22 protein-coding genes and 1 tRNA gene are annotated in these 21,733 nt (G+C 72.5%); 14 read left to right on the top strand and 9 right to left on the bottom strand.

Annotated features, from left to right (window positions below):
• Positions 1-461 precede the first annotated feature (461 nt).
• The 3 genes from ABZ738_RS11125 to ABZ738_RS11115 are packed head-to-tail and all read left to right on the top strand — an operon-like array spanning position 462 to position 3,420.
• Positions 462-2,006: a replication initiator gene (locus tag ABZ738_RS11125; RefSeq protein WP_131051203.1), complete on the top strand. Its 1,545-nt coding sequence runs from the start codon at positions 462-464 to the stop codon at positions 2,004-2,006.
• Entirely contained in the window at positions 2,003-2,200 is a 198-nt protein-coding gene (locus ABZ738_RS11120) for an excisionase family DNA-binding protein (RefSeq protein ID WP_236145548.1), read from the top strand. The genes ABZ738_RS11125 and ABZ738_RS11120 overlap by 4 nt, the downstream gene beginning before the upstream one ends.
• Entirely contained in the window at positions 2,200-3,420 is a 1,221-nt protein-coding gene (locus ABZ738_RS11115; RefSeq protein WP_357212461.1) for a tyrosine-type recombinase/integrase, read from the top strand. The genes ABZ738_RS11120 and ABZ738_RS11115 overlap by 1 nt, the downstream gene beginning before the upstream one ends.
• A 75-nt stretch (positions 3,421-3,495) precedes the next feature.
• Here ABZ738_RS11115 and ABZ738_RS11110 read toward each other — a convergent pair.
• A tRNA-Val gene (locus ABZ738_RS11110) sits at positions 3,496-3,567 on the bottom strand.
• Between the two features lie 50 nt (positions 3,568-3,617).
• Positions 3,618-4,082, bottom strand: a complete 465-nt coding sequence (locus ABZ738_RS11105; protein WP_176093155.1) for a TIGR02611 family protein — start codon at positions 4,080-4,082, stop codon at positions 3,618-3,620.
• A gap of 499 nt (positions 4,083-4,581) precedes the next feature.
• On the opposite strand from ABZ738_RS11105, the gene ABZ738_RS11100 reads away from it, so the two are divergent.
• Positions 4,582-5,013, top strand: coding sequence for an SsgA family sporulation/cell division regulator (locus tag ABZ738_RS11100; protein ID WP_007457244.1), 432 nt, complete (start codon positions 4,582-4,584; stop codon positions 5,011-5,013).
• A gap of 131 nt (positions 5,014-5,144) precedes the next feature.
• Here the strand turns inward: ABZ738_RS11100 and ABZ738_RS11095 are convergent, their stop codons facing one another.
• Positions 5,145-5,921 (bottom strand): glucose 1-dehydrogenase, encoded by a 777-nt coding sequence (locus ABZ738_RS11095; RefSeq protein ID WP_131056667.1) that lies wholly within the window; start codon positions 5,919-5,921, stop codon positions 5,145-5,147.
• A gap of 238 nt (positions 5,922-6,159) precedes the next feature.
• On the opposite strand from ABZ738_RS11095, the gene ABZ738_RS11090 reads away from it, so the two are divergent.
• Both ABZ738_RS11090 and ABZ738_RS11085 read left to right on the top strand, forming a co-directional pair.
• Complete coding sequence (locus ABZ738_RS11090) at positions 6,160-7,083, top strand: AraC family transcriptional regulator (protein WP_176093154.1); 924 nt, start codon at positions 6,160-6,162, stop codon at positions 7,081-7,083.
• A gap of 73 nt (positions 7,084-7,156) precedes the next feature.
• Positions 7,157-7,612 carry an Rrf2 family transcriptional regulator gene (locus tag ABZ738_RS11085; RefSeq protein WP_131056663.1) on the top strand — a complete coding sequence of 152 codons (456 nt, stop codon included), beginning with the start codon at positions 7,157-7,159 and terminating at the stop codon, positions 7,610-7,612.
• Positions 7,613-7,640: 28 nt separating this feature from the next.
• Here the strand turns inward: ABZ738_RS11085 and ABZ738_RS11080 are convergent, their stop codons facing one another.
• Positions 7,641-8,195 (bottom strand): flavin reductase family protein, encoded by a 555-nt coding sequence (locus ABZ738_RS11080; RefSeq protein ID WP_131056661.1) that lies wholly within the window; start codon positions 8,193-8,195, stop codon positions 7,641-7,643.
• Between the two features lie 311 nt (positions 8,196-8,506).
• On the opposite strand from ABZ738_RS11080, the gene ABZ738_RS11075 reads away from it, so the two are divergent.
• Positions 8,507-8,686: a DUF4236 domain-containing protein gene (locus tag ABZ738_RS11075; RefSeq protein WP_131056659.1), complete on the top strand. Its 180-nt coding sequence runs from the start codon at positions 8,507-8,509 to the stop codon at positions 8,684-8,686.
• Between the two features lie 139 nt (positions 8,687-8,825).
• Positions 8,826-9,335: a potassium channel family protein gene (locus tag ABZ738_RS11070; RefSeq protein WP_357212458.1), complete on the top strand. Its 510-nt coding sequence runs from the start codon at positions 8,826-8,828 to the stop codon at positions 9,333-9,335.
• On the opposite strand, the gene ABZ738_RS11065 is transcribed toward ABZ738_RS11070, so the two are convergent.
• A complete protein-coding gene (locus ABZ738_RS11065) occupies positions 9,316-10,128 on the bottom strand; it encodes a hypothetical protein (protein WP_357212457.1) in 813 nt (270 codons plus the stop codon). The two genes, ABZ738_RS11070 and ABZ738_RS11065, sit on opposite strands and share 20 nt — an antisense overlap.
• Positions 10,129-10,174: 46 nt before the next feature.
• Positions 10,175-10,708, bottom strand: coding sequence for a VOC family protein (locus tag ABZ738_RS11060; protein ID WP_131057361.1), 534 nt, complete (start codon positions 10,706-10,708; stop codon positions 10,175-10,177).
• Positions 10,709-10,758: 50 nt separating this feature from the next.
• Between ABZ738_RS11060 and ABZ738_RS11055 the strand changes: the two genes are divergently transcribed.
• The 3 genes from ABZ738_RS11055 (at position 10,759) to ABZ738_RS11045 (ending at position 15,906) form a co-directional block, all read left to right on the top strand.
• The gene (locus tag ABZ738_RS11055) at positions 10,759-11,220 is read left to right on the top strand and encodes a MarR family transcriptional regulator (protein ID WP_131057363.1); all 462 of its coding nucleotides are present in this window, start codon (positions 10,759-10,761) and stop codon (positions 11,218-11,220) included.
• A gap of 68 nt (positions 11,221-11,288) precedes the next feature.
• Positions 11,289-13,451 carry a tetratricopeptide repeat protein gene (locus tag ABZ738_RS11050; protein WP_357212454.1) on the top strand — a complete coding sequence of 721 codons (2,163 nt, stop codon included), beginning with the start codon at positions 11,289-11,291 and terminating at the stop codon, positions 13,449-13,451.
• Positions 13,452-13,683: 232 nt separating this feature from the next.
• The gene (locus ABZ738_RS11045) at positions 13,684-15,906 is read left to right on the top strand and encodes an ATP-binding domain-containing protein (RefSeq protein ID WP_357212732.1); all 2,223 of its coding nucleotides are present in this window, start codon (positions 13,684-13,686) and stop codon (positions 15,904-15,906) included.
• Between the two features lie 49 nt (positions 15,907-15,955).
• Here the strand turns inward: ABZ738_RS11045 and ABZ738_RS11040 are convergent, their stop codons facing one another.
• Complete coding sequence (locus ABZ738_RS11040) at positions 15,956-16,357, bottom strand: hypothetical protein (RefSeq protein ID WP_131051309.1); 402 nt, start codon at positions 16,355-16,357, stop codon at positions 15,956-15,958.
• A 373-nt stretch (positions 16,358-16,730) separates the two neighbouring features.
• Between ABZ738_RS11040 and ABZ738_RS11035 the strand changes: the two genes are divergently transcribed.
• Entirely contained in the window at positions 16,731-17,114 is a 384-nt protein-coding gene (locus ABZ738_RS11035) for a hypothetical protein (RefSeq protein ID WP_131051311.1), read from the top strand.
• A 90-nt stretch (positions 17,115-17,204) separates the two neighbouring features.
• Here the strand turns inward: ABZ738_RS11035 and ABZ738_RS11030 are convergent, their stop codons facing one another.
• Positions 17,205-18,299: a sporulation protein gene (locus tag ABZ738_RS11030; RefSeq protein ID WP_176093149.1), complete on the bottom strand. Its 1,095-nt coding sequence runs from the start codon at positions 18,297-18,299 to the stop codon at positions 17,205-17,207.
• A 208-nt stretch (positions 18,300-18,507) separates the two neighbouring features.
• Between ABZ738_RS11030 and ABZ738_RS11025 the strand changes: the two genes are divergently transcribed.
• The gene (locus ABZ738_RS11025; protein ID WP_162854325.1) at positions 18,508-18,900 is read left to right on the top strand and encodes a YciI family protein; all 393 of its coding nucleotides are present in this window, start codon (positions 18,508-18,510) and stop codon (positions 18,898-18,900) included.
• The gene (locus tag ABZ738_RS11020; RefSeq protein WP_131051314.1) at positions 18,897-20,138 is read left to right on the top strand and encodes a sigma-70 family RNA polymerase sigma factor; all 1,242 of its coding nucleotides are present in this window, start codon (positions 18,897-18,899) and stop codon (positions 20,136-20,138) included. The genes ABZ738_RS11025 and ABZ738_RS11020 overlap by 4 nt, the downstream gene beginning before the upstream one ends.
• A gap of 226 nt (positions 20,139-20,364) precedes the next feature.
• On the opposite strand, the gene ABZ738_RS11015 is transcribed toward ABZ738_RS11020, so the two are convergent.
• Entirely contained in the window at positions 20,365-21,726 is a 1,362-nt protein-coding gene (locus ABZ738_RS11015) for a cellulase family glycosylhydrolase (RefSeq protein ID WP_357212451.1), read from the bottom strand.
• Positions 21,727-21,733: the final 7 nt, after the last annotated feature.

Genomic DNA, 21,733 nt, shown 5'->3' with positions numbered 1-21,733 from the left:
GGTGCTACTCTGGCGGTCGTCGAGCACGCCAGTGCGGCCTTCCTGCCGGATCGCTGGGCTCGATCACGGAGATGCTGAGCGGCCTTCCTGCCGCTGATGCGGGCCAGATCCCGCCAGCTCTCGATCACGCTGGCCGCGATGTCGGCCCCGGAATCCGCTGAGTGGCCCAGCACGGCCTTCCCGCCGTCACGATGGCCCGGATTCGCATTCCCTCGACGGGTGGGGCTCACCTGCGGCAACCCGCCGGATGCCGACCTCCAGGCACCCCACCCGTCCCGGCCTCACCCAGCACGGCAACCGGAAGGACCACACCTCAACGGCGGTCAGCCACACCCGCCCTCCGGCGTCAGCCGCCCTCCACGGCGGTGCCAGGAGACACCACGAACACCACCGACGGACAGCGTTCCGGCGACCGGTGGCGTTTCGTCGCCCGTCCCTGCCACCCGCCCTGAGGAGAGATCGTGTCCACCCTGCACCGTCCCAGCGTCGCCGCTGGTCGTGACGCCCAGGCCCTGCACCGGGCCGCCACGCCCGACTACTTCGGTTGGTTGGAGCACACCCGGACGGCCGGGGGTTGTGCCCGTCCGATCCGGCTGACCGGCACCATGACCGCCGTCGACCGGGACACCGGGCGGGTCCTGGGCGAGCAGCACACCGATGAGTTGCCCGACCGGGTGCTCTACAAGGCGTGCGGCAACCGGCGGGCCGCTCAGTGCCCGGACTGCTCCTGGGTCTACGCCGGTGACGCCTTCCAGGTCGTCCGCTGTGGCCTGACCGGCGGAAAGAACGTCCCCGCCACGGTGGCTCGGCACCCGGTCGTCTTCGCCACCTTCACCGCGCCGTCGTTCGGCGCGATCCACCACCGGCACGTAGCCCGGCACACCTGTGCCGACCGGCGGCGCTGCGACTGCCGACCGGCCCCCTGCCACGCCCGCCGCGATGCTGTCACCTGCCCGCACGGGCAGCCCGGGGCCTGCTTCGCCCGGCACGACCGTGCCGATCCGCAGCTCGGTCGGCCGCTCTGCCTGGACTGCTACGACCACGATCACCAGGTCGTCTGGAACGTCTTCGCCGGTGAGCTGTGGCGGCGCACCAAGCAGGCCGTCGAACGCCAGCTCGCCGCCCTCTGCCGCCGACGCGGTATCCCGAGAGTCGAGGTCGTCACCGACTCCGGCCGGGTGCGGCGGGTGCCGCCGGTGCGGGTGTCACACGGGAAGGTCGCCGAGATGCAGCGCCGGGGCGCGGTGCACTTCCACGTCCTGCTGCGTCTCGACGGGGTCGACCCTGACGACCGGCACGCCCTCGTCCCGCCACCGGTCGGGATCACCGTGGACGACCTCGACGCCGCCGTGCACGCCGCCGCCCGGCAAATCGTCTTCGCCACCCCGCCGCATCCCGATCGGCCGCAGGGTTGGGCGGTCGCCTGGGGTGAGCAGGTCGACGTGCGCCGCATCGGCACCGGCGACGGGGACGTGACCGACGCCAGGGTGGCCGCCTACCTGGCCAAGTACGCCACCAAGGCCACCGAGGTCACCGGCCACTGCTCCACCCGACTCACCCCGGGCACCGTCGACGCCTACGCCGACCCGGAGGGCGACCACCTGGCCCGGCTCATCGACGCCTGCTGGCGACTCGGCCGCCCCACCCGGCACCGCACCAGCGACACCGCCACCCAGGCCGACGACCGTCAAGGCAACCTTGACATCACACCCGATGTCTACGCCGGGCTGCGACGGTGGGCGCACATGCTCGGCTACGGCGGTCACTTCCTCACCAAGGCCCGCCGGTACTCAGTCACCTTCGGACTGCTCCGCGACACCCGCGCCACCCACCGCCGCACCGACGACAGCTCCGTCACCGTCGGCACCCTCGCCTTCGTCGGCTCCGGATGGCTCACCGACGGGGACGCGCTGCTCGCCAACACCGCCGCCGCCCAACACCGCGAACGCCGCCGCGTCGGCCGGGAAGAACTCGCCCACCAGCTGTGGTCGGAGGTGGCGGCGTGACCCGAACCCTCACCCCACGGTGGTACTCCCCCGCCGAGGTCGCCGTCCTGCTCGGCTTCGGCATCTCCAAGGTCAAAATGAAGATCGCCACCGGTGAGCTGCGCTCCATCAAGGACGGCAAGTACCGCCGCATCCTCCCCGAATGGGTCGACGACTACATCCGCGAGCAGATCGACCGGCAGGAGGCCGCCTGATGCCCGCCCGTGCCCGCGCCAACGGCGAAGGCTCGATCTTCCCGTACCGCAACGGCTTCGCCGCGTACGTCTGGGTCACCAAGCCCGACGGCAAGCGCACCCGCAAGTACGTCTACGGCAAGACCCGGGACGCCGTCCACGACAAGTGGATCAAGCTGCACCAGCAGGCCAAGGCCGGACCGGTGGCGACCAGCGGGCCGACCGTGGGCAGCTTCCTCGCCTACTGGCTGACCGAGATCATCGAGCCGAACCGGGCGCCGCTCACCTACGCCACCTACGAGACGTTCGTCCGGCGTTACCTCTCCCCCGGCCTCGGCACCAAGCGACTCGACCGGCTCCAGGCGCGGGACGTGCAGACCTGGCTGAACCAGGTGGCCCGCACCTGTCAGTGCTGCGCCCAGGGCAAGGACGCCGCCCGCCGCAAGGAGAAGCGGCGCTGCTGCGCGGTCGGTCGCTGCTGCCAGGCGGTCCCGTCGACGCGCACGGTCAGCGACATCCGGGCCGCACTGCGCGCCGCCCTCACCCACGCCCAGGCCGAAGACCTCATCACCAAGAATCCGGCCGTGCCGGTCACCCTCGCCACCGTCCGCCGTCGACGCGGCAAGTCCTGGTCCAGCGACGAGGCACGCCGCTTCCTCGAATCCGCCCGCGCCGACGCCGATCCGCTCTACGCCGCGTATGCCCTGGTCCTCGTCACCGGCCTGCGCAAAGGCGAAGCCCTCGGCCTCACCTGGGCCGACGTCGACCTCGGCGCCGGGGAGCTGACCATCGGGCGGCAACTGCAACGCGTACGCGGAAAGCTCCTGCACCGCGACACCAAGACCCAGGCATCCGACGCCACCCTGCCGCTGCCAGACATCTGCCTGGCCGCACTGCGACTGCGCAAACACCAACGCGACGAGGCCCGCGCGACGGCCGGTAAGGCGTGGCACGACAACGACCTGGTGTTCACCACCCGCTACGGCACGCCCATCGAGCCGCGCAACTTCCAGCGCTCCTGGCAGACCCGCTGCGACAAGGCGGCAACGAAGCCGATCACCGTCCATGACGCCCGGCGGACCTGCGCCACCCTCCTGGCCGACCTCGACGTCCATCCGCGAGTCGCCATGCAGATCCTCCGGCACGCCCGCTTCTCGGTAACGATGGAGATCTACACGCAGGTGTCCTCGCAGGCGACGAGAGACGCGCTCAAGCGCCTCGGCGAATCCCTGACGCGATGACGAACTGCTGTACTTCGCTGCTGTACGGGCAGCAGAAAGGCCACCTCCCGAAGCCGGGAAGTGGCCTGAGCTGCGTGGGCGATACTGGGATCGAACCAGTGACCTCTTCGGTGTGAACGAAGCGCTCTCCCGCTGAGCTAATCGCCCTCAGCGCGGCTGACTCTACCCGATCGTGCGGCCGACCCGCGAATCCGGGGTCAGTTCGTGGCGAGGTAGCGCAGGACCTGGGCGATCACGTCGATGCCGAGGCTGTATTTGATCGAGAGCAGCGCGACGGTGGCGACGAAGACGAGGCCGACCGAGCCGATGACCAGGCGGAGGACCAGGGACTGTCGCTTCACCCAGGCCGTCCAGCCGTGGACGTGGCGGCGGGTGAAGGCGAGCAGGCGTTTGGCCCAGTGGAACTCGACGGCCCAGATGCCGAGGCCGGCGATCACCAGGAGCCAGCCGGGGCCGGGTAGCGGGATGAGCACGATGCCGATGGTGACCACGAGTGCGCCGAGGATGCCGATGACGACCCGGAGGGCGAGGCGGCCGGTGGGGTTGGCGCGGATCAGCGCGAGGGTGGTGGAGACGCGTTGCCGCCAGCGGGGCCGCCCGGGTACGCCGGTGGCGTCCGGCCCGGCGTCGGTCCGGTCCGTCTCGGTTCGCTCGTTCCGCATGCGGTGAGGGTTTCCCCGTCCGGCGGGGCTATTCCCATCGGTGAAGCCTCGTTCGTTGCGGCCGGTTCGGCGATTGTCGGCCGGTTCGTGGTCGACTACTGACCGACCGTGCCAGTCGTGCTGTTCGTTCGGCACCCGCACCCCCGCTGTTCGGCTCTGCGGGCCGCGCCGTTCGACGGGTCCCGCCTCGCCAGCTGATCCACTGAGGATCGCTCACCGATCATTTCACGCCCAGTGTGGCGCGGGACCGTCACTGCAACGGCCGACTGGACGTTACCGGAGTAAGTCGACGACTGAGCTACCCGATGATCGGGCGGGATCAAGGCACTGGGCAGAACCGGAAATCCTAGATGAATTTTCACATTCTCGCGGCCTTTCCGAACCCTCTCCCACCACTGGGTGAAGTCAGCGTATGGCGGAGCGTAGCCAGAGGTAGCGCCTGAGTATGGGAAAAGCGGGACACGCGCGTTCCGCACGCGGTGCCGGGGGGAGAACGTCCATGAGTGTCATCCGACCGACGACCGTTGAGGTCGAGACGTCGCTAAGGCTAGTCGCGCCTGACGCCACCGCATTGCCGGTGCGCGCCAGTCTGCGCTACGACCCTGCTGACCCGTATGCGGTCCATGTCCTGTTCCACGCCGAATCGGCGGGTGGCGAGGCGGTGAGCTGGTCGTTCGCTCGCGAACTGCTGGTCACCGGCCTCGACGAACCGGCCGGCATCGGTGATGTGCGGGTCTGGCCGTGGGCCACCCCGCGCGGCGACTTCGTCGCGCTGGCGCTGTCGTCGCCCGACGGCAACGCCCTGTTCGAGGTGCCGCGCAGCGTGTTGGTGCGCTTCCTGCGGCGGACCTACGTCGTCGTCCCGCGCGGCCGGGAGGCCGAGCACCTGGACGTCGACACGGCGGTGAACCGGCTGCTCGCCGGTCGCTGACCACCGACGTAGGCGGGGGCCGCGCGGATCTGCCGAGTCCGCGCGGCCCCCGCTCGTCCGGCGGTACGCACACCACCCGCACCGCCCGCGCCACGCGACCCGGTCCACGGCCAGGGCCGCACCACGGACGGTCAGCCGTGCGTGGTGATGCCCCCGTCGACCGGGATCACGGCGCCGGTCAGGTACGCGCCGGCCCGCGACGCCAGGAAGATCGCGACGCCGGCCATGTCCTCCGGGCGGCCGATCCGACCGAGGGGCACCTGCGCCTCGACGGCGGCCCGGGCATCCGGGTCGTCCAGGACGAACGCCATCATCTTGCTCTCGAACGGTCCCGGGGCGACCGCGTTGACGGTGATCCGTTCGCCGACGAGTTGGTGCGCCAGGGTGCGGGTCAGCATGTGCAGGGCCGCCTTCGTCGCCGAGTAGGCGTACACCTCCATGGCCGGGACCCGGATGCCGTCGACCGAGCCGATGTTGATCACGCGGGCCGGGTCGTCGGCGCTGGCGGCGGTGCGCAGCACCGGCAGCAGCTCGGTGGTGAGCCGGAAGACGGCCTTGACGTTGACCGCCCAGAGCTTGTCGAACGCGCTCTCCGGATACTCCTCAAGCGGCGCCCCCCAGGTGGCCCCGGCGTTGTTGACCAGTACGTCGAGCCGGTCCACGCGGTCCCGGACGGCGGCGGCCAACCGCCGTGCGCCGTCGTCGCTGCCGAGGTCGGCGGGGATCGCGGTGCAGTGGCCGAGCGCGGACAGCTCCGCCGCGACCGCCTCGCAGGCGGCGGCCTTGCGGGACGAGATGATGACGTGCGCGCCGGCCGCCACGAAACCTCGGGCGATCATCAGCCCGATTCCCCGCGAACCGCCGGTCACCAGGACAGTCTTGCCGTCGACCGAGAACAGATCCTGCATGCGCATCCCCTCGCGAGCCGGCCGCGACCTCCCGGCGGCCGGCCCGTCGACGCGGACGGTTCGCCCGCCACGGCGACCAGATGACTACCGATCGGTAACGTAACCGCCGGCCGGTACGCCGACAAGAGCGCGCCATCCATCCGGGTCGGTCGAGGGGTGGACGCCGACGGCACGGGCTCGGCGACGCGCCCGTCACCAGAGGTGCGTACCGGCCGGTCGCGGGCTAACGTCGCAGGTGATGGTCCCTTCCGGTCACCTCGACAGGGTTCTGCCCGACGCCGCCTCCGGTCCGGCCGAGATCGACACGATCACGCTGCGTGATCTGGCGCCCGACACTCGGTGGCGACGTCCGGTCCTGCTCGACCGCGAGCTGATCGTGCTCAGCACGGGCGGTCACGGCATCGCCGAGGTGGACTTCCGCGCCCAGCCCTGCCGGCCCGGCACGCTACTGCGCGTACGCGCCGGGCAGGTGCTGCGCTGCCCGCCACCCCGTCTCGACGCCACCGTGGTCCGCTGGCACCCGGACGCGGTGCGCGGGCTCGACGTCGACGTGGACGACGTACCCACCCGGGTGCAGCTCGCCGGTGAGGACGAGGACGCGGTCATCAACGAGGTGACCCAGTTGACCGTGGACGTCCGTCGGCACCAGGACGTGCCGGCCGGCCGCAGTCTGCTGCGCCACCAGCTCACCGTGCTGCTGCTGCGCCTGAGCATGCTGCCGTCCGAGGCGCACCGCGCGGGTCGCCCCGAGGAGGAGACCTTCCGCCGGTTCTGTCGCGAGGTGGAACGCGGTTACCAGCGCACCCGTCGGGTCGAGGACTACGCCGAGCGGCTGAACTGCTCGGTGCGTACCCTCACCCGGGCCTGCCTGGCGGTGACCGGGCGCAGCGCCAAGCAGGTGGTGGACGAGCGGGTCGCGCTCCAGGCCAGCCGGTTGCTGGCCGCCACCGACGAGCCCATCGCCCGGATCGGTCGGCAGCTCGGCTTCACCGAACCGACCAACTTCGGCCGGTTCTTCACCCGCGAGGTCGGGGTCAGCCCGGGGGCGTTCCGGGCCGCCCGCGAACACCCCGGACCGAGCCCGGTCGTCCGTCCCCGGTCACCCGCCGAGCCGACCCCGATGCTGCGGCCCCACCCGCCGGTCGAGGCCCGTCAGGCGTGAGAGCGCCCGTCCGGTCGGTCACTCCGTCAGCCCGGCGACGCCCAGGCACGGGCCGGTTGGGCATGATGGCAGGGTGCAGATCTCCGCGCGTGGCGACTACGCGGTACGAGCGGCGCTGAGCCTGGCCGCCGCGTACCCGTCATTGCTGTCCACCCAGACCATCTCCGCGGAGCAGGACATGCCGCGCAAATTCCTTGAGGCGGTCCTGGCTGACCTGCGTCGGTCCGGCCTGGTCCGCGCCCAGCGCGGCGCCGAGGGCGGGTACGCCCTGGCCCGGCCGCCCCGGGAGGTGACCATCGGGGCGGTGCTGCGCGCGGTGGAGGGACCGTTGGCCGGCGTACGCGGGCTGCGCCCGGAGGAGACCAGCTACGACGGGGTGGCGCAGCACCTGCCCGGGTTGTGGGTGGCGGTGCGGGCCTCGTTGCGCCGGGTGGTCGACGAGGTGAGCCTGGCCGACGTGGTGGGCGGCCGGTTGCCCGCCCACGTCCGTCGGCTGACCACCGCGCCCGACGCCTGGGAACCCCGCTGACGCAGCGGTCCGCACCGGGCGCGGTCGGTCACGCGGCGGCTGCCGTGGTGTAGCCGCCCCGGTGGTGCAGCAGCGGCGCGCCGTCGACGCCTTCGGCGAGCGCCAGCGGCTCGGCGATCACCAGCGAGTGGTCGCCCGCCGGCACCCGGTGCACCACCCGGCAGAGCAGCCGCGCCAGCACCCCGGTCAGCAGCGGCAGCCCGAACGGACCGGCCTCCCAGTAGGGGTACGCGGCGAAGCGGTCCACGCCCTTGGCGGCGAAGATCCGGGCGGCCTCGGTCTGGTTCGCGGCGAGCAGGTGCACGGCGACGTGCTCGGCCCGGTCGAGCACCGGTGAGCTGGACGAGGTCGCGCCGAGGCAGAACGACACCAGCGGCGGGTCCAGCGACACGGAGGTGAACGAGGTCGCGGTGAACCCGGCCCGCAGCGGGGCGCCCACGTCACCGAGGCAGGCGGGTCGGGTGCCCCGGGCCACGGCGGTGACCACGGTGACCGTGCTGGCCTGGCGGCGCAGCAGCGTGCGGAACAGCTCCGGGTCCACCGGCCGCAGCTCGTCGGTGCGGCTGCGCTGCGCGGTGGTCACGCCGTCACCGGTGCCGTGCGGCGGGTCGGCGTGGCCGGTGCGACGGGGTGAGGGGTGCGGTGCATGCGGGGTCCTCTCCGAAACGCCAGGTGGAGTCGGCAACTCCGCGTCTCCCATGAGTTGGGATGAACGCTCTTTCACTCCACACACTGATGATTCAACCAGGATCTTGAGCCCGACAACACCCATCTGATGAATAGGATATTCGGGCCACCGGGGACGTCTCACATCCACTGTGCACGACATGGTTTGGCGGATCGTCGATACGGGAATCTTCGATGCCGCGCGGGGATGACGAAGGGAGGCCCACGATGGGTCTGATGTTCCGCAAACGCAAGAAGTACGGGCCGCTGATCCTGAACTTCACCGAGAACGGTTTCTCGTCCTGGAGCATCAAGATCGGTCGCTGGTCGTGGAACTCGCGGGCCAAGGCGCACCGCGTCGACCTGCCCGGCCCGCTCTCCTGGAAGCAGGACAAGTCCCGGGCGTGAGCCCGGAGGTCGCGCGGGGCGTCGGAGCACTCCGACGCCCCGTTCGCACGTGCCGGCGGCCCACCCCGACCCCGGCCCGCCACCCCCGGAATCGACGGATCCGCCCGGTCGGCGGCGCGCCGGACCGGACAATCGCGACATGCAATCGACACCGGACCATCGGCGCGAACGTCGGCGGGCATGGCTGGCCGGCCTGCTGCTCCTGGTCGTGTACTTCGTCGTCCCGGTCGAGGCCGATCCGGACGGCACCCGCCTCGGCCTGCGCGTCGCCCTGACCCTGCTGCTGCTGGGCGGGGTCGCCGCCCTGGTCACCGGCCAGGTACGCCGACAGCTCGTCGCCGTCGCGCGAGGTCGGCAGCCACCCTCGGTGCTGCACCTGGTGGTGGCCCTGATCGCCGGGCTGCTCGCCTTCGCCCTGGCCGACTACGTCGTCGCCCGGGTCGCTCCGGAGCAGTTCGTCGCGCTGCACACCCGGGTGGACGCGCTCTACTTCGCGCTCGCCACGCTGACCACCGTCGGCTACGGCGACGTGCACGCCCAGGGACAGTTCGCCCGGGTGCTGGTCTGCGCGCAGCTCGTCTTCAGCATCGGGGTGATCGCCACCGGCGCGTCGCTGGCGGTCAAACGGCTCACCGAGCGGCGGCCGTGATCACCACGTCCCCGCCGAGCCTCCCCTGCTCCGGGTCACGCCGCACCTCGCCCGCGTCGAGCAGCGCGTCCAGGGCCCGCACCGCGTCCACGGCCCGGTACGCCGTGTCGGTCACCGCGTACCGGCGCAGCTCGGTCACCGTACGCGGGCCGGTGCGGGTCAACTCGGCGAGCAGCGCCCGGCCCAGCGGCGCCGGGTCGGCCCGGCCGGCACCCGCCTCCCAGAGACTCTCCTTGAACGACTCCAGGCTGCGGTCCGAGGCGGTGCCGAAGCCGATCCGCCGGCCGGAGGGCAACTCCACCTCGGCGACCAGCGGGAAGCCGGCGTCGGCCAGCGCCGGCCGCAGCGGCGTACCCGGACCGGCCGGCACCAGCACCTCGCCGGGTCGACCGGAGGCGGCGGCGGAGAGCGCCACCGGATCGACCGCGTCCGCCACCTCCAGGTAGGACAGCACCGGCGCGCCGGACGCCCCGGACGCGCGCAGCGCCACCGGCAGCAGGGCCGTCGGGCCGGGCATCAGGTGCACCGTGACCTCGGTCGGCAGCCCCGCCTCGGCGGCACCCAGCCGCGCCGGCAGCTCCTCGGTGCCGCCGGCCAGCACCAGCACGGTCAACCGGGCACCACGGACGTCACCGGCGCACTCGCCGGCCACCCGGACGACCTCCTCGGCCAGGGCGGGGTCACGCCCGTGGTACCCGAGGACCACCGTCGCCCGGCGCGCGCGTCGCAACGCGCCCGGCACCCAGACCCTCAGGTGCCGGACCACCACCTGCCGCCCCACCTCATCTGCCACCCTGCCGTTCTACCGCACCGCCCGGCCGGGACGCGGCCGGGACGGGTCAGTGCGACGCGGCGGCCGGGACGGAGATGCCGATGCCACCCCGGGTGTCGCCGCCGTACCTGCTGATCTCGGCGGCCAGGTCGAGACGGCCGATCCGGGTACGGGCGTCGAGCGCGGCGTCGTCCAGCCGGTCGGCCGGCACCAGCCAGACCACCTCGAACTCCAGACCGTCCGGGTCCTGCCCGTAGAGGCTCTTGGTGGTGCCGTGGTCGGAGGTGCCGACGAGGGCACCGGCCCCGGCCAGTCGGCGGGCGGTGGCGGCCAGCTCGTCGAGCGTGTCCACCTCCCAGGCCAGGTGGTAGAGGCCGACGGTGGCCCGGCCGGCGGTCGACCGACCGGCACCCGCGCCGATCTCGAAGAGGCCGAGGTCGTGGTCGTTGGTGGAGTCGGGTGCCTGGAGGAAGGCAGCGCCCCGGAACCCCTCCGGGGTCATCGGCACCCGGCGGAAGCCGAGCACGTCGCGATAGAAGGCGACGCTGCGCTCCAGGTCACTGACGTAGAGGACGGCGTGGTTGAGGCGATGGATTCCCATGCCACCGAGGCTAGCGCATTTTAGTTGAGCGTTCAACTATCTCCGCTATGATGGGCGTCATGACCCGCTGGCTGGACCCGGACGAACAGCGCACCTGGCGAGCGTTCCTGACCGCGTCCCGCGCGTTGATGGAGGCGCTCGACCGCGAGCTGCAACGCGACGCCGGGATGCCGCACGCCTACTACGAGATCCTGGTCCGACTCTCCGAGGCCCCGGAGCGGCGACTGCGGATGAGCGACCTCGCCGAGGCGAGCGGCTCCTCCCGCAGCCGGCTCTCGCACGCCGTGGCCCGCCTGGAGGCCGCCGGCTGGGTCCGTCGGGAGGACTGCCCGACCGACCGGCGAGGGCAGATCGCCCTGCTCACCGACGACGGCTTCGCCGCACTGGCCGCCGCCGCACCCGGCCACGTCGAGGGGGTACGCCGCCACCTCTTCGACGCGCTCAGCCCCGCCCAGGTCGACCAGTTACGCCGGATCAGCGAGGCATTGGCCGATCGCCTGACCCGCCCCTGACCGGATCCTGACCGAACCACTCCGGCGCGGGTCTTGTACATAACGTCGTCGGATGAGCACGATGGGGCGTGCCCTCCGGCTTCGGTGAACTGACTGATCAGGCGCACGACCTGGTCTCCTCCGGCGATCTCGCCGGCGCTCAACGGCTCCTCGCCGACGCGCTGACCGGCGCCGACCCGCGCCCGGCCAACGCGACACCCGAGATGGCCGAGGCGGCCGGCCTGCACGCGCGGGTGCTGGTCGCCCTCGGCGAGCCGCACTCCGCACGAGGCTGGGCGGCGTACGCGTACGCCGCCACCACCCGTCTGCACGGCCGCTCCGACCCGCGTACGGTCGCCGCTGCGGCCACCCTCGCGGCGGTGCTGCACCGGGTCGGCAGTTGGTCCCGCGCCGCCCGGCTGTACCAGGAAGTCATCATCGAGCTGACCGCCTCGGACGGGCCGGAGTCCCTGCGGGTCCTCGCCGCACACGCCGACCTGGCCACCGTGGAGTACGCCCGTGGCCAGTGCCAGGTGGCCCGCGACCGTCTCCAGGACGCGTGGGAGCTGCACCGCGAGGTCTACGGCGACGGGCAGCCCAGCGGCATCAAGATGCTCGCCCGGCTCGGCTCGATGCAACGCGACTGCGGGCAGTTCACCGAGGCGCAGGACCACCTCGCGCTGGCCCGGGAACTCGCCCGTCGGCACCTCGCCCCGGACGACCCGTTGACCGCCCAGGTGGCGTCGCTGTCCCGGGCCCCGGCCAACCCCGACCACGTCTGCGCCGACACCCCGCCGGTGGGCGCGGAGGGCTCCGTCGTACCGGCCGCGCGGACCCCGTCGCAGGGTGACGCCCCGCCCAGCGGCGACTGGGCGGCCCAGGGCGCCACCGCCGCCGCCCCGCCCGACTGGTCCGACCACGACACCGAGGGCTCGCCGGACGGTCCCCGCGCGGACTGGGCCGGGACCGATCCGACCCGGCCACCGACCGCCACCCCGCCGGCCTCCGGCCCGGCGTCGACCTGGACGGCGGCACCGTCCGCGCCGGCACCCGACCCGACGTGGACGGCGTCCGCACCCCCCGACGCCGGAACCACCCCGAACTGGACGGCGTCCGGGCCTGCGGGTTCCGGAGCGGACCCGGGCGGTTGGCCCGACCCGGACGACGTCGACCGGGACTGGACGACGTCGACGGGAGGCGCGTCGACCTGGACGGCGTCGACCGCCGACGACGCGGCGTGGGACAGCACAGGCGGTGCGCAGGACTGGCCCGCCGGGGCCACCGACGGACGGGCCTGGCCGGCGGAGAACCAGGCGGGCTGGCCGGCGGAGAGCGACGGTGACGCGCGCTGGCCCACGGACCCGCACGGTCCGGCGGGCTGGCCGGCGACGGGCGACCCGGCGGATGCCCGCTACGCCGGGGAGCAGCACCCGCCCGAGGGCTACCACCCCGGTCAGGGCCACCCGGTCGGTCAGCAGCCCGCCGGGGCGGCGTCGCCGGTGCCGACCCCACGGCAGCCGGTGGACGGTCCGGCCGGGCCACCACAGGACTGGTGGGCCGGGCAACCGACCGAGCCGCCCTCCCCCGATCCCGCCCACCCGTCCCGGCCCACCCCGACGCCGTCGGCCGAGTCGAGCGGGGCAGCCGTACCGCCGAGCGTGATGGGTCTGACCGGTCCGGCGCCGCAGGCGCCGGGGGTCTACCGGCTGCGTCGGTTGGAACCGGAACGCACCGGTCCGTCGTCCCGCCTGCTGCCGGTGCCGGTACGCCGGCCGCCGGCCGCGCCCTCCCCCCGACCGAACCGGCTGGTGCCGATCATCGCGGCGGGTGTGGTCGTGGTGCTGCTCGGTGCCGCCGCGGTGATCGCCGGGGTGTCCCGGGTCGACGGGCCGGGCGAACCGGGCTCCCCCACCGCCGGGGACGCCCCGAGCGGGGCGGCGACTCCGTCCGCGTCGGCACCGGAGGCACCACCGGCCTCGCCCGGCGCGCCGCCCACCGAGCTCTCGCTGCGCGACAACCGGGACAGCGTGACGCTGCGCTGGGCGTACCCGGCGGGGGCGGAGGGACCGGTGATCATCTCGGGTGGCCGGAGCGGACAGCCGAAGAGCCCCTTCGCCGACCTGCCCGCCGGGACCGACAGTTTCGTGGTCTACGGCCTCAACCGCAGCCTCGACTACTGCTTCACGGTCGCGGTCGCCTGGTCCACCGACACGGTCGCGCGATCCGACGAGGTCTGCACCGAACGCCGGTGACCACACCGCCCGGAGTCGGGGCACGGGCGTCGCACACCGTGGTGTGACGGGGCCCGACCGCCTTGGCTCCGGCGGTCGTCGCGCGGTATCTTCGGCAGTTCAGGCAACAAAAAAGAACGGCTGTAAAAGCCGTTCCTAAACGAACTCTAACCCACCGGGAGACGGATTGTCAAGGCACTCCGGCGGTTCGCCGTCCGACGACGAGATCGGCCGCGAGCAGGAGTACGTCTCGATGCTCTACCACCGCCTCGACGACCTGCGGGACCAGGCGGCACAGCGGTTGACCGAGGAACTGCGGGCGGCGGGCGGCACCCTCCAGGCACGCTCCGAGCGCGACAGCGCCGTCCGCATGTACGCCGAACAGGTCGAGCAGTTCGCGGCGGTGGAGAACGGTCTCTGCTTCGGTCGACTCGACACCGACGACGACGAGCGCCACTACATCGGCCGGATCGGCATCTTCGACACCGACGGCGACTACGACCCGCTGCTGATGGACTGGCGGGCCCCCGCCGCCCGCGCCTTCTACCTCGCCACCGCCGCCAACCCGCAGGGCATCCGGCGGCGGCGTCACCTGCGGACCCGGCAACGCAAGGTGGTCGCCCTCAACGACGAGGTGCTGGACCTGACCACCGCCTCCCCCACCGCCCACGAGGAGCTGACCGGCGAGGCGTCGCTGCTGGCCGCGCTCAACGCCGGGCGTACCGGCCGGATGCGCGACATCGTCGAGACCATCCAGGCCGAACAGGACCGGATCATCCGGTCCGACCTGTCCGGCGTACTGGTGGTGCAGGGCGGCCCCGGCACCGGCAAGACCGCGGTGGCACTGCACCGCGCCGCGTACCTGCTCTACACGCACCGTCGGGAACTCTCCACCCGGGGCGTCCTGATGGTCGGCCCGAACGTCACCTTCCTGCGGTACATCTCGCAGGTGCTGCCCGCGCTGGCCGAGACCGGCGTGCTGCTGCGTACCCAGGGGGACCTCTTCCCCGGCGTCAGCGCCCGGCGCGCGGAGCCGGCCACCACCGCGGCCCTCAAGGGACGGCCGGTGATGACCGAGGTGCTGGCCAACGCGGTCCGCGACCGGCAGCGGGTGCCCGACGAGCCGCTGGAGATCACGCTGCCGCAGCAGGAGGTCCTCGTGCTCGACCCGGCGACCGTCCGGGCCGCCCGGGACCGCGTGCGCCACAGCGACCGCCCACACAACCTGGCCCGCGCCCTCTTCGACGTCGAGGTCATCCACGCGCTGGCCGACCAGATCGCCGAGCGGATCGGCGCCGACCCGCTGGGCGGCGACAACCTGCTCGAAGAGGCCGACCGCGCCGAGATCCGCCGGGAACTGCGCGAGGAACCCGAGATCACCGCCGCGCTGGACGAGCTGTGGCCGGTCCTCACCCCGCAACGCCTGCTCGCCGACCTGTACGCCTCGACCGACCGCATCGCCACCGCCGCGCCGATGCTCACCGCCGACGAGCGGGCCGCCCTGCACCGCGAGCCCGGCGGCTGGACCCCGGCCGACGTACCGCTGCTGGACGAGGCGGCGGAACTGCTCGGCGAGGACGACCGGGCCGCCGCCGCCCGCCGGGAACGCATCCGCGCCATGGAACGCGAGTACGCCGAGGGCGTACTGGAGATCGCCCGGGGCTCCCGGTCCATCGACGTCGAGGACGAGGCCGACGGCGGCGAGATCCTCGGCGTGACCGACCTGCTCGACGCCGACCGGCTGCTGGAACGGCAGGAGGAGGCCGACCGGCTCACCACCGCCCAGCGCGCCGCCGCCGACCGCTCCTGGGCGTTCGGCCACATCATCATCGACGAGGCGCAGGAACTCTCCCCGATGGCCTGGCGACTGCTGATGCGCCGGTGCCCGAGCCGTTCCATGACGATCGTCGGCGACGTGGCCCAGACCGGGGCCCTGGCCGGCACCCCGTCCTGGTCGGAGGCGTTGGCACCGTACGTGGCCGACCGGTGGCGGCTCACCGAGTTGACCGTCAGCTACCGCACCCCCGCCGAGATCATGGAGGTGGCTGGTCGCGTACTGGCCGAGATCGACCCGGCCCTGCGCCCACCCCGCGCCGTACGCGCCAGCGGCTTCCCGCCCGGCACGCGGGACGTACCGGCGGACCGGTTGGCCACGGAGCTGGTCGAGGTCGCCGCCGACGAGGCCGCCGGGCTCACCGACGGACGGCTCGGCGTGATCGTGCCGGCCGGTCGCGTCGACGACCTCGGCACCGCGCTCACCACCGCGCTACCGGAGGCGGCCGTCGGCGAGCAGCCCGACCTGGAGAGCCGGGTGGTGGTGCTGACCGTCGCCGAGGCCAAGGGCCTGGAGTTCGACTCGGTGATCGTGGTCGACCCGGACCGCATCGTCGCCGAGTCTCCCCGTGGGCGCAGTGACCTCTACGTGGCCCTCACCCGCGCCACCCAACGCCTCACCACCCTCACCCCCACCCCCTGACCACCGACCGGCCCGGCCCTCGTGAGGGCCGGGCCGGTCGGTGGGTGGGTCAGTCGAAGCTGCCCACGTGGGTGGCGGGAGTGGACTGGTCGCTGGTGCTGCCGCCGGACGGGGTACTCATCCCGCCGGTGGTGGCGTCGCCGGTGGTGGTCGGTGCCACCTTGCCCCGGTGCCGCTCCGGCTGGCGGGCCACCCGTCGGGCGCTGGCCGGTCCGGCCGTACCGCCCGTCGTGGTGAGCGCGCCCTGACCCCGGGTGGGGCCGCCGTCGCGCAGCACGGTGGGGTCGATCGGCACGTGCGCCGGATCGTCCCGGTCGTCGCGCTGGATCTCACTCTCCACATCGGTGGGCGGCACGGTCACCTCGTCCACGGCGCCCTCGCCGTACACGCCGCCGGCGATCCGCTCCTCGGCCCGGCGGGCGGCGTCCTGTCGCATGTCGTCCTCACGCACGATCCATCACCTCGCAGAAGCGTCGGTCCTGATGGCGTGCCCGGTGACCGGCCCGACAAACCCGCACCACCGGTCCACCGGGCCCGCGCGCCGGCATCCGGTCGCGCATTCACCGGCCGCGCGTGGTGCGGAGAGCGATGGTGGTCCGGGCACGGTCGGAACGGGACATCGGGCCCGTTCGGGTGGGCATTCGCCGGGCCGGGCAGGTATCCCCACGCCGGACGGATTCGGCCGGGTCGCCGGGGGTTACTGCCTCCCGGCGGCGGGGTAGACGGCGGGTGCCCCCGCCAGGTGCGCGAACCGTGCCGTGGCCGACACGCGGTAGCGGGGCGAGGGCCGCAGGTGACGACTCATCACATCCTGAGGAGGACAGATGAGCACGCAGGCTGCATCGACCAGGCCGATGAACCGTCCGGCGCAGGACGCCCAGAACCGGCAGGCCATGCAAGAGGCCGCCACCCGCCCGATGCCGATGATGCACGACGGGCACCGGGAGGAGATGCCGTCTCCGGGTACGGAGACCAAGCAGTCGTTCCTGACGACCGAATTCTGGATCTACGCGGCAGCCGTCACCCTCGTGGTGATCTCTGCCTTCTGGCGCGGGACCACCGCGAACGGCCTGAACCTGAACAACCCCGGCCAGGCGTGGTTCTTCATCACGCTGCTGACCATCGGTTACCTCGGTAGCCGTGGCCTGGCCAAGGCCGGTAGCCAGCGGCGTTCGGCCGCGGAGCGCAAGCAGCGCGGGCGGCGCTGACCCCTTGCGTGCGGTGGCCCTCCGGGAGTCTTCCCGGAGGGCCACCGTCCTGTCTCGCCGCGCCCCGCCGAGCGGGGTGCGGCGTCGTGCTCAGAACTCCTCGAAGCCCCCGAAGTCACCGCCGCCGTCGAAGTCACCGCCGAAGTCGCCGGCCGCCTCGGTGACCTCTTCCTCGGCACCGTCGAAGGCGTTGCCGATCATGTGACCGGCGAGCATGCCGCCCGCCGCGCCGAGCGCCGCACCGGCAACCACACCGCCCATGCCGACCCCGCCCCGCCGCTGCGGCTGGCCGTACTTGTTCGGGGCACCGTAGCCCTGCGGCCCGTACCCCGGCTGGCCGTAACCCTGCGGGCCGTAGCCGGGGGCACCGTAGCCGGGGGCACCGTAGCCCTGCGGGCCGAACCCCTGGGCGCGCAGTGCACCGAAACGCCCGATCGTCTCCTGGATCCAGCCGTCGACCGTCTCCACCCAGTCGGACCGCTCGGCGTCGGAGTGGGCCACCTGGTACCGGCCGAACACGTCCTGGCCGGGCGCGAGGAATCCGCCCCGCTTGTCGCATTCGAGCACCACGTCCACGCCGTGCGGGTTGGCCACGAACGTCACTTCGAGCTCGTTGACGGTCTGCGCGTACTGCGGCGCGGCGAAGAACTCGATCTCCTGGTAGAACGGCAGCGTCTGGCGTACGCCCTGGATCCTGCCGCGCTCCAGGTCGGCCTTCTTGAAACGGAAGCCGAGCTGGAGGAACGCCTCCAGGATCCGCTCCTGCACCGGCAGCGGGTGCACGTTGATCTCGTCCAGGTCGCCCTTGTCGACCGCGCGGGCGATCGCCAGCTCGGTACGCAGACCCATCGTCATGCCGTGCAGCCGCTGGCCGTACAGCCCTGTGATGGGGGTCTCCCACGGCACCGGAAGCTGGAACGGGATGGACAGCGCCTGCTTCGCGGCGAGTTGGAGCGGACCGCTGACCACCTGCCGGTGGAACTCCATCACCCCGGCCTGCTCGCCGACCTCGACCCGGGTGACCAGGCCGATGACGATCTGCTCGATGTTCGCCGCCGCCTCCCCGCCGAGCAGGTTGACCTGACCGTCGAGGGCCAACCCGGGCCTGGTGTTCGGGTTGGCCAGGACGGTGTCCACACTCGGACCGCCCACGCCCAACGCGCTCAACATCTTCTTGAAGACCATTCAGTTCTCCTGCGGGGTCTGGTGCCCGGGCTCCCTTTAGGAACGGACGCTGACGGCGGCACCGTATCGGGCGGCCCTGAAAGGTCGCTGGGAGGATCTGCGCAGAATTCCTGTCGCAGGGATGTCGAGAACCGGCTGGGCGGCTTCGACCAGAGGACGTGGGCACCGACAATGGTGCCGTGGCCGTGAGGAGACAGTCGTGAAGTACATGCTGCTCATGCAGTTCAGCGTCGCCGGGACGGACTTCCCGCCGATCCACACCTGGACGCCGGAGGAGATCCGAGCGCACATCGCATTCATGGGCGAGGTGGGCGCGAAACTGGCCGCCGACGGCGAACTGGTCGACGGGCAGGGGCTCGCCGGGCCGGCGCAGGCGAAGATCGTCCGGGCCGGCGCGGCTTCCGCACCGGTGGTGACCGAGGGCCCGTTCGCCGAGACGAAGGAGTTCCTCGCCGGGTACTGGATCGTCGACACCGACACCCCGGAGCGGGCGGTGGAGATCGCCGCCTGGATCTCGACCGCTCCCGGCCCGGGCGGTGCGCCGCTGAACATGCCGATCGAGGTGCACCCGCTGCTGTCCGCGCCACCACAGGACCTGTGACGGACGACCGACGGACCGAGGACCTGCTGCGCGAACTGGCGCCGCAGGTCCTCGGCGTACTGGCCCGCAGGTTCGGGGACTTCGCCACCGCCGAGGACGCCGTGCAGGAGGCACTGCTGGCCGCCGCCACCGGCTGGCCGGGTGCGGGCGTACCGGACAACCCGCGCGGCTGGTTGATCCAGGTCGCGTACCGGCGGATGGTCGAGCTGGTCCGCGCCGAGCAGGCCCGGCGGGCGCGGGAGGACCTGGTCGCCCGGCGCGAGCCGAGGGACGCGCACCACGTACCGCCGGTGGACGCGCACCTGGACGCGGACCGTGACGACACCCTCGAGCTGTTCCTGCTCTGCTGCCATCCGGCGCTCACGTCCGCCTCGGCGATCGCGCTGACGCTGCGCGCGGTCGGCGGCCTGACCACCGCCGAGACGGCCCGCGCGTTCCTGGTGCCCGAGTCCACGATGGCGCAGCGCATCAGTCGGGCCAAGCAGCGCATCCGCGAGTCCGGTACGCCGTTGCGGATGCCCGAGCCGGCGGAGCTGCCGGCCCGGCTGACCTCGGTACGGCACGTGCTCTACCTGGTCTTCACCGAGGGGCACGTGGCCAGTGCCGGAGACACCCTGCACCGGGTCGACCTGGCGCACGAGGCGATCCGGCTGACCCGGATGCTGCACGCCCGGTTGCCGGACGACAGCGAGGTCACCGGGCTGCTGGCGCTGATGCTGCTCACCGAGGCACGGTCGGCGGCCCGGACCGGACCGTCCGGCGAGCTGATCACCCTGGCCGAGCAGGACCGCAGCCGCTGGGACGCGGCGGCCATCGCCGAGGGCGTCGCGCTGGTGACCCGGGCACTGCCCCGAGGGCCGGTCGGCCCGTACCAGGTGCAGGCCGCCATCGCCGCGCTCCACGACGAGGCGCCGACCGCCGCGCAGACGGACTGGCCGCAGATCCTCGCGCTCTATCAGGTGCTGGAACAGGTGTCGGCCAGTCCCGTGGTGGCACTCAACCGGGCCGTGGCCACCGCGATGGTGCACGGCACGGGGGCCGGCCTGGCCGCGCTGGACGCGCTGGACGGTGAGGCCCGTCTGGCCGGTCACCACCGTCTCCCCGCCGCCCGCGCCCACCTGTACGAGATGGCCGGCGACCACGAGCGCGCGGTGGACCAGTACCGGTGCGCCGCCGGTCTGACCGCCAGCCTGCCGGAGCAGCGTTACCTGCTGATGCGCGCCGCCCGCCTCGCCTGAGCCCGGACCGCGCGATCGCCCGCTGGGTCCTGTCCGCCTCGCCGGTCTCTCGCCCCTGGTAGGTGTCCCGTCGGCCCCCTTTGCTCTGCTTCACCCGACGCAACGGTTCGGACGCCACATCGGTGCGTGGGGTGAAGCAGAGCAAAGGGGGCGTGGTGGACTACCGGCGGCGCGACCCGGGTGGCCGGGCCCGCGTCGGGCCCGGCCACCGTCAGGGGTGCGGTCGTCAGCTCGCGGTGCAGGTCACCGCAGGGGCCGGGTTGCTTCCGCTCCAACTGCCGAGGAAGCCGAAGCTGGTGCTGGCACCGGCGCCGAGCTGGCCGTTGTAGGAGACGTTGCGAGCGGTCACGGTGGTACCGCTGCTGGTGACCGTGGCATTCCAGGACTGGCTCACCGACTGGCCACCGGCGAGGGTCCAGCGCACCGTCCAGCCCGTGATGGCGCTGCTGCCGGCGGTCACCCGGACGTCGCCCTGGAAGCCGCCCTGCCACTGCCCGGTGATCGAGTACGTCGCCGTGCAGCCGCCACCCGGCGGCGGGGTCGTCGGCGGAGGCGTCGTGGGCGGAGGCGTGGTGGGCGGAGGCGTGGTCGGAGGCGGGGTACCGCCGAAGACACTGGCCTCCCGAGCGGTCTGCCGGATGCCGTTGGTGCCGTTGAACAGCCGCTGGCCCCACGTGGTCAACTGGTTCGGGTTGAACGAGGTGGCCATGTCGAGGTACTCCACGCCACCGCTGTTGCCGCTCCACGACCAGCCCAGCCAGCCGATGCCGTTGGCCTGCGTGTAGGAGAGGATGGCGTCCTCGTCGGGGTCGCCGTCGGAGTGATAGTGGCCGAACTCGCCGACCACGATCGGAAGTCCCCGGCTGCGGAAGCGGCCCAGGTAGTCGCTGATCTCGGCGGCGGTGTCGAAGACGCCGTACATGTGGATCGAGAAGACGGTGTTGCGGGCCGGGTCGGCGTTGAACACCGTCGGCGCGCTGTCCCGCATGGTGAAGGACCAGTCCTGGCCCCAGTTCGGGCCGTCCACCATGATCGTGTGTGCGAGGCCGGCGGTACGCAGCCGCCGGATCGCGTTCGACGTGTCGGTGGCCCAGGACGAGTAGTTCTGGTTGCCGTACGGCTCGTTGCCGATGTTGACGATCACGTACCGTTCCTGGCCGTTGAGCGCGCCGGCGATGCTCAGCCAGTAGTCGACCGCCTGGTCGAGGGTGGCGGCACCGCTCTGCTCGCCGTAGCCGGTGGTGTCGTGCACCTCCAGCACGCAGATCAGCCGGTTGGTCTTGCAGAGCTGGATCACGTTCGACACGTCGTCGGCACTGTTGCGGGTCCACCGGTCACCGCTGGAGAGCACCACCCGGACGGTGTTCGCGCCGAGCGCCTTGATGTTCGCGAACGAACTGGTCTGGTTCGCGTACCAGGTGTGCGCGTGGTTGACGCCGCGCATGACGAACTCGTTGCCGTTGGCGTCGTACAGCTTGCCGCCGCTGACGGTGAAGCCGGTGGCGGCGTGCGCCGACGGGCCGAAGGCGAACACTGCGGCGACGGTCGCCAGCAGCACGGCGCCGACGGCCCCGAAAAGTCTTCTCATCGATTCC

It is taken from the genome of Micromonospora sp. NPDC047793 (assembly GCF_040642635.1).
Classification (GTDB): Bacteria; Actinomycetota; Actinomycetes; order Mycobacteriales; family Micromonosporaceae; genus Micromonospora.
Note: the sequence above shows the minus strand (reverse complement) of the source record. Positions and strands in the feature narration are given on the sequence as shown.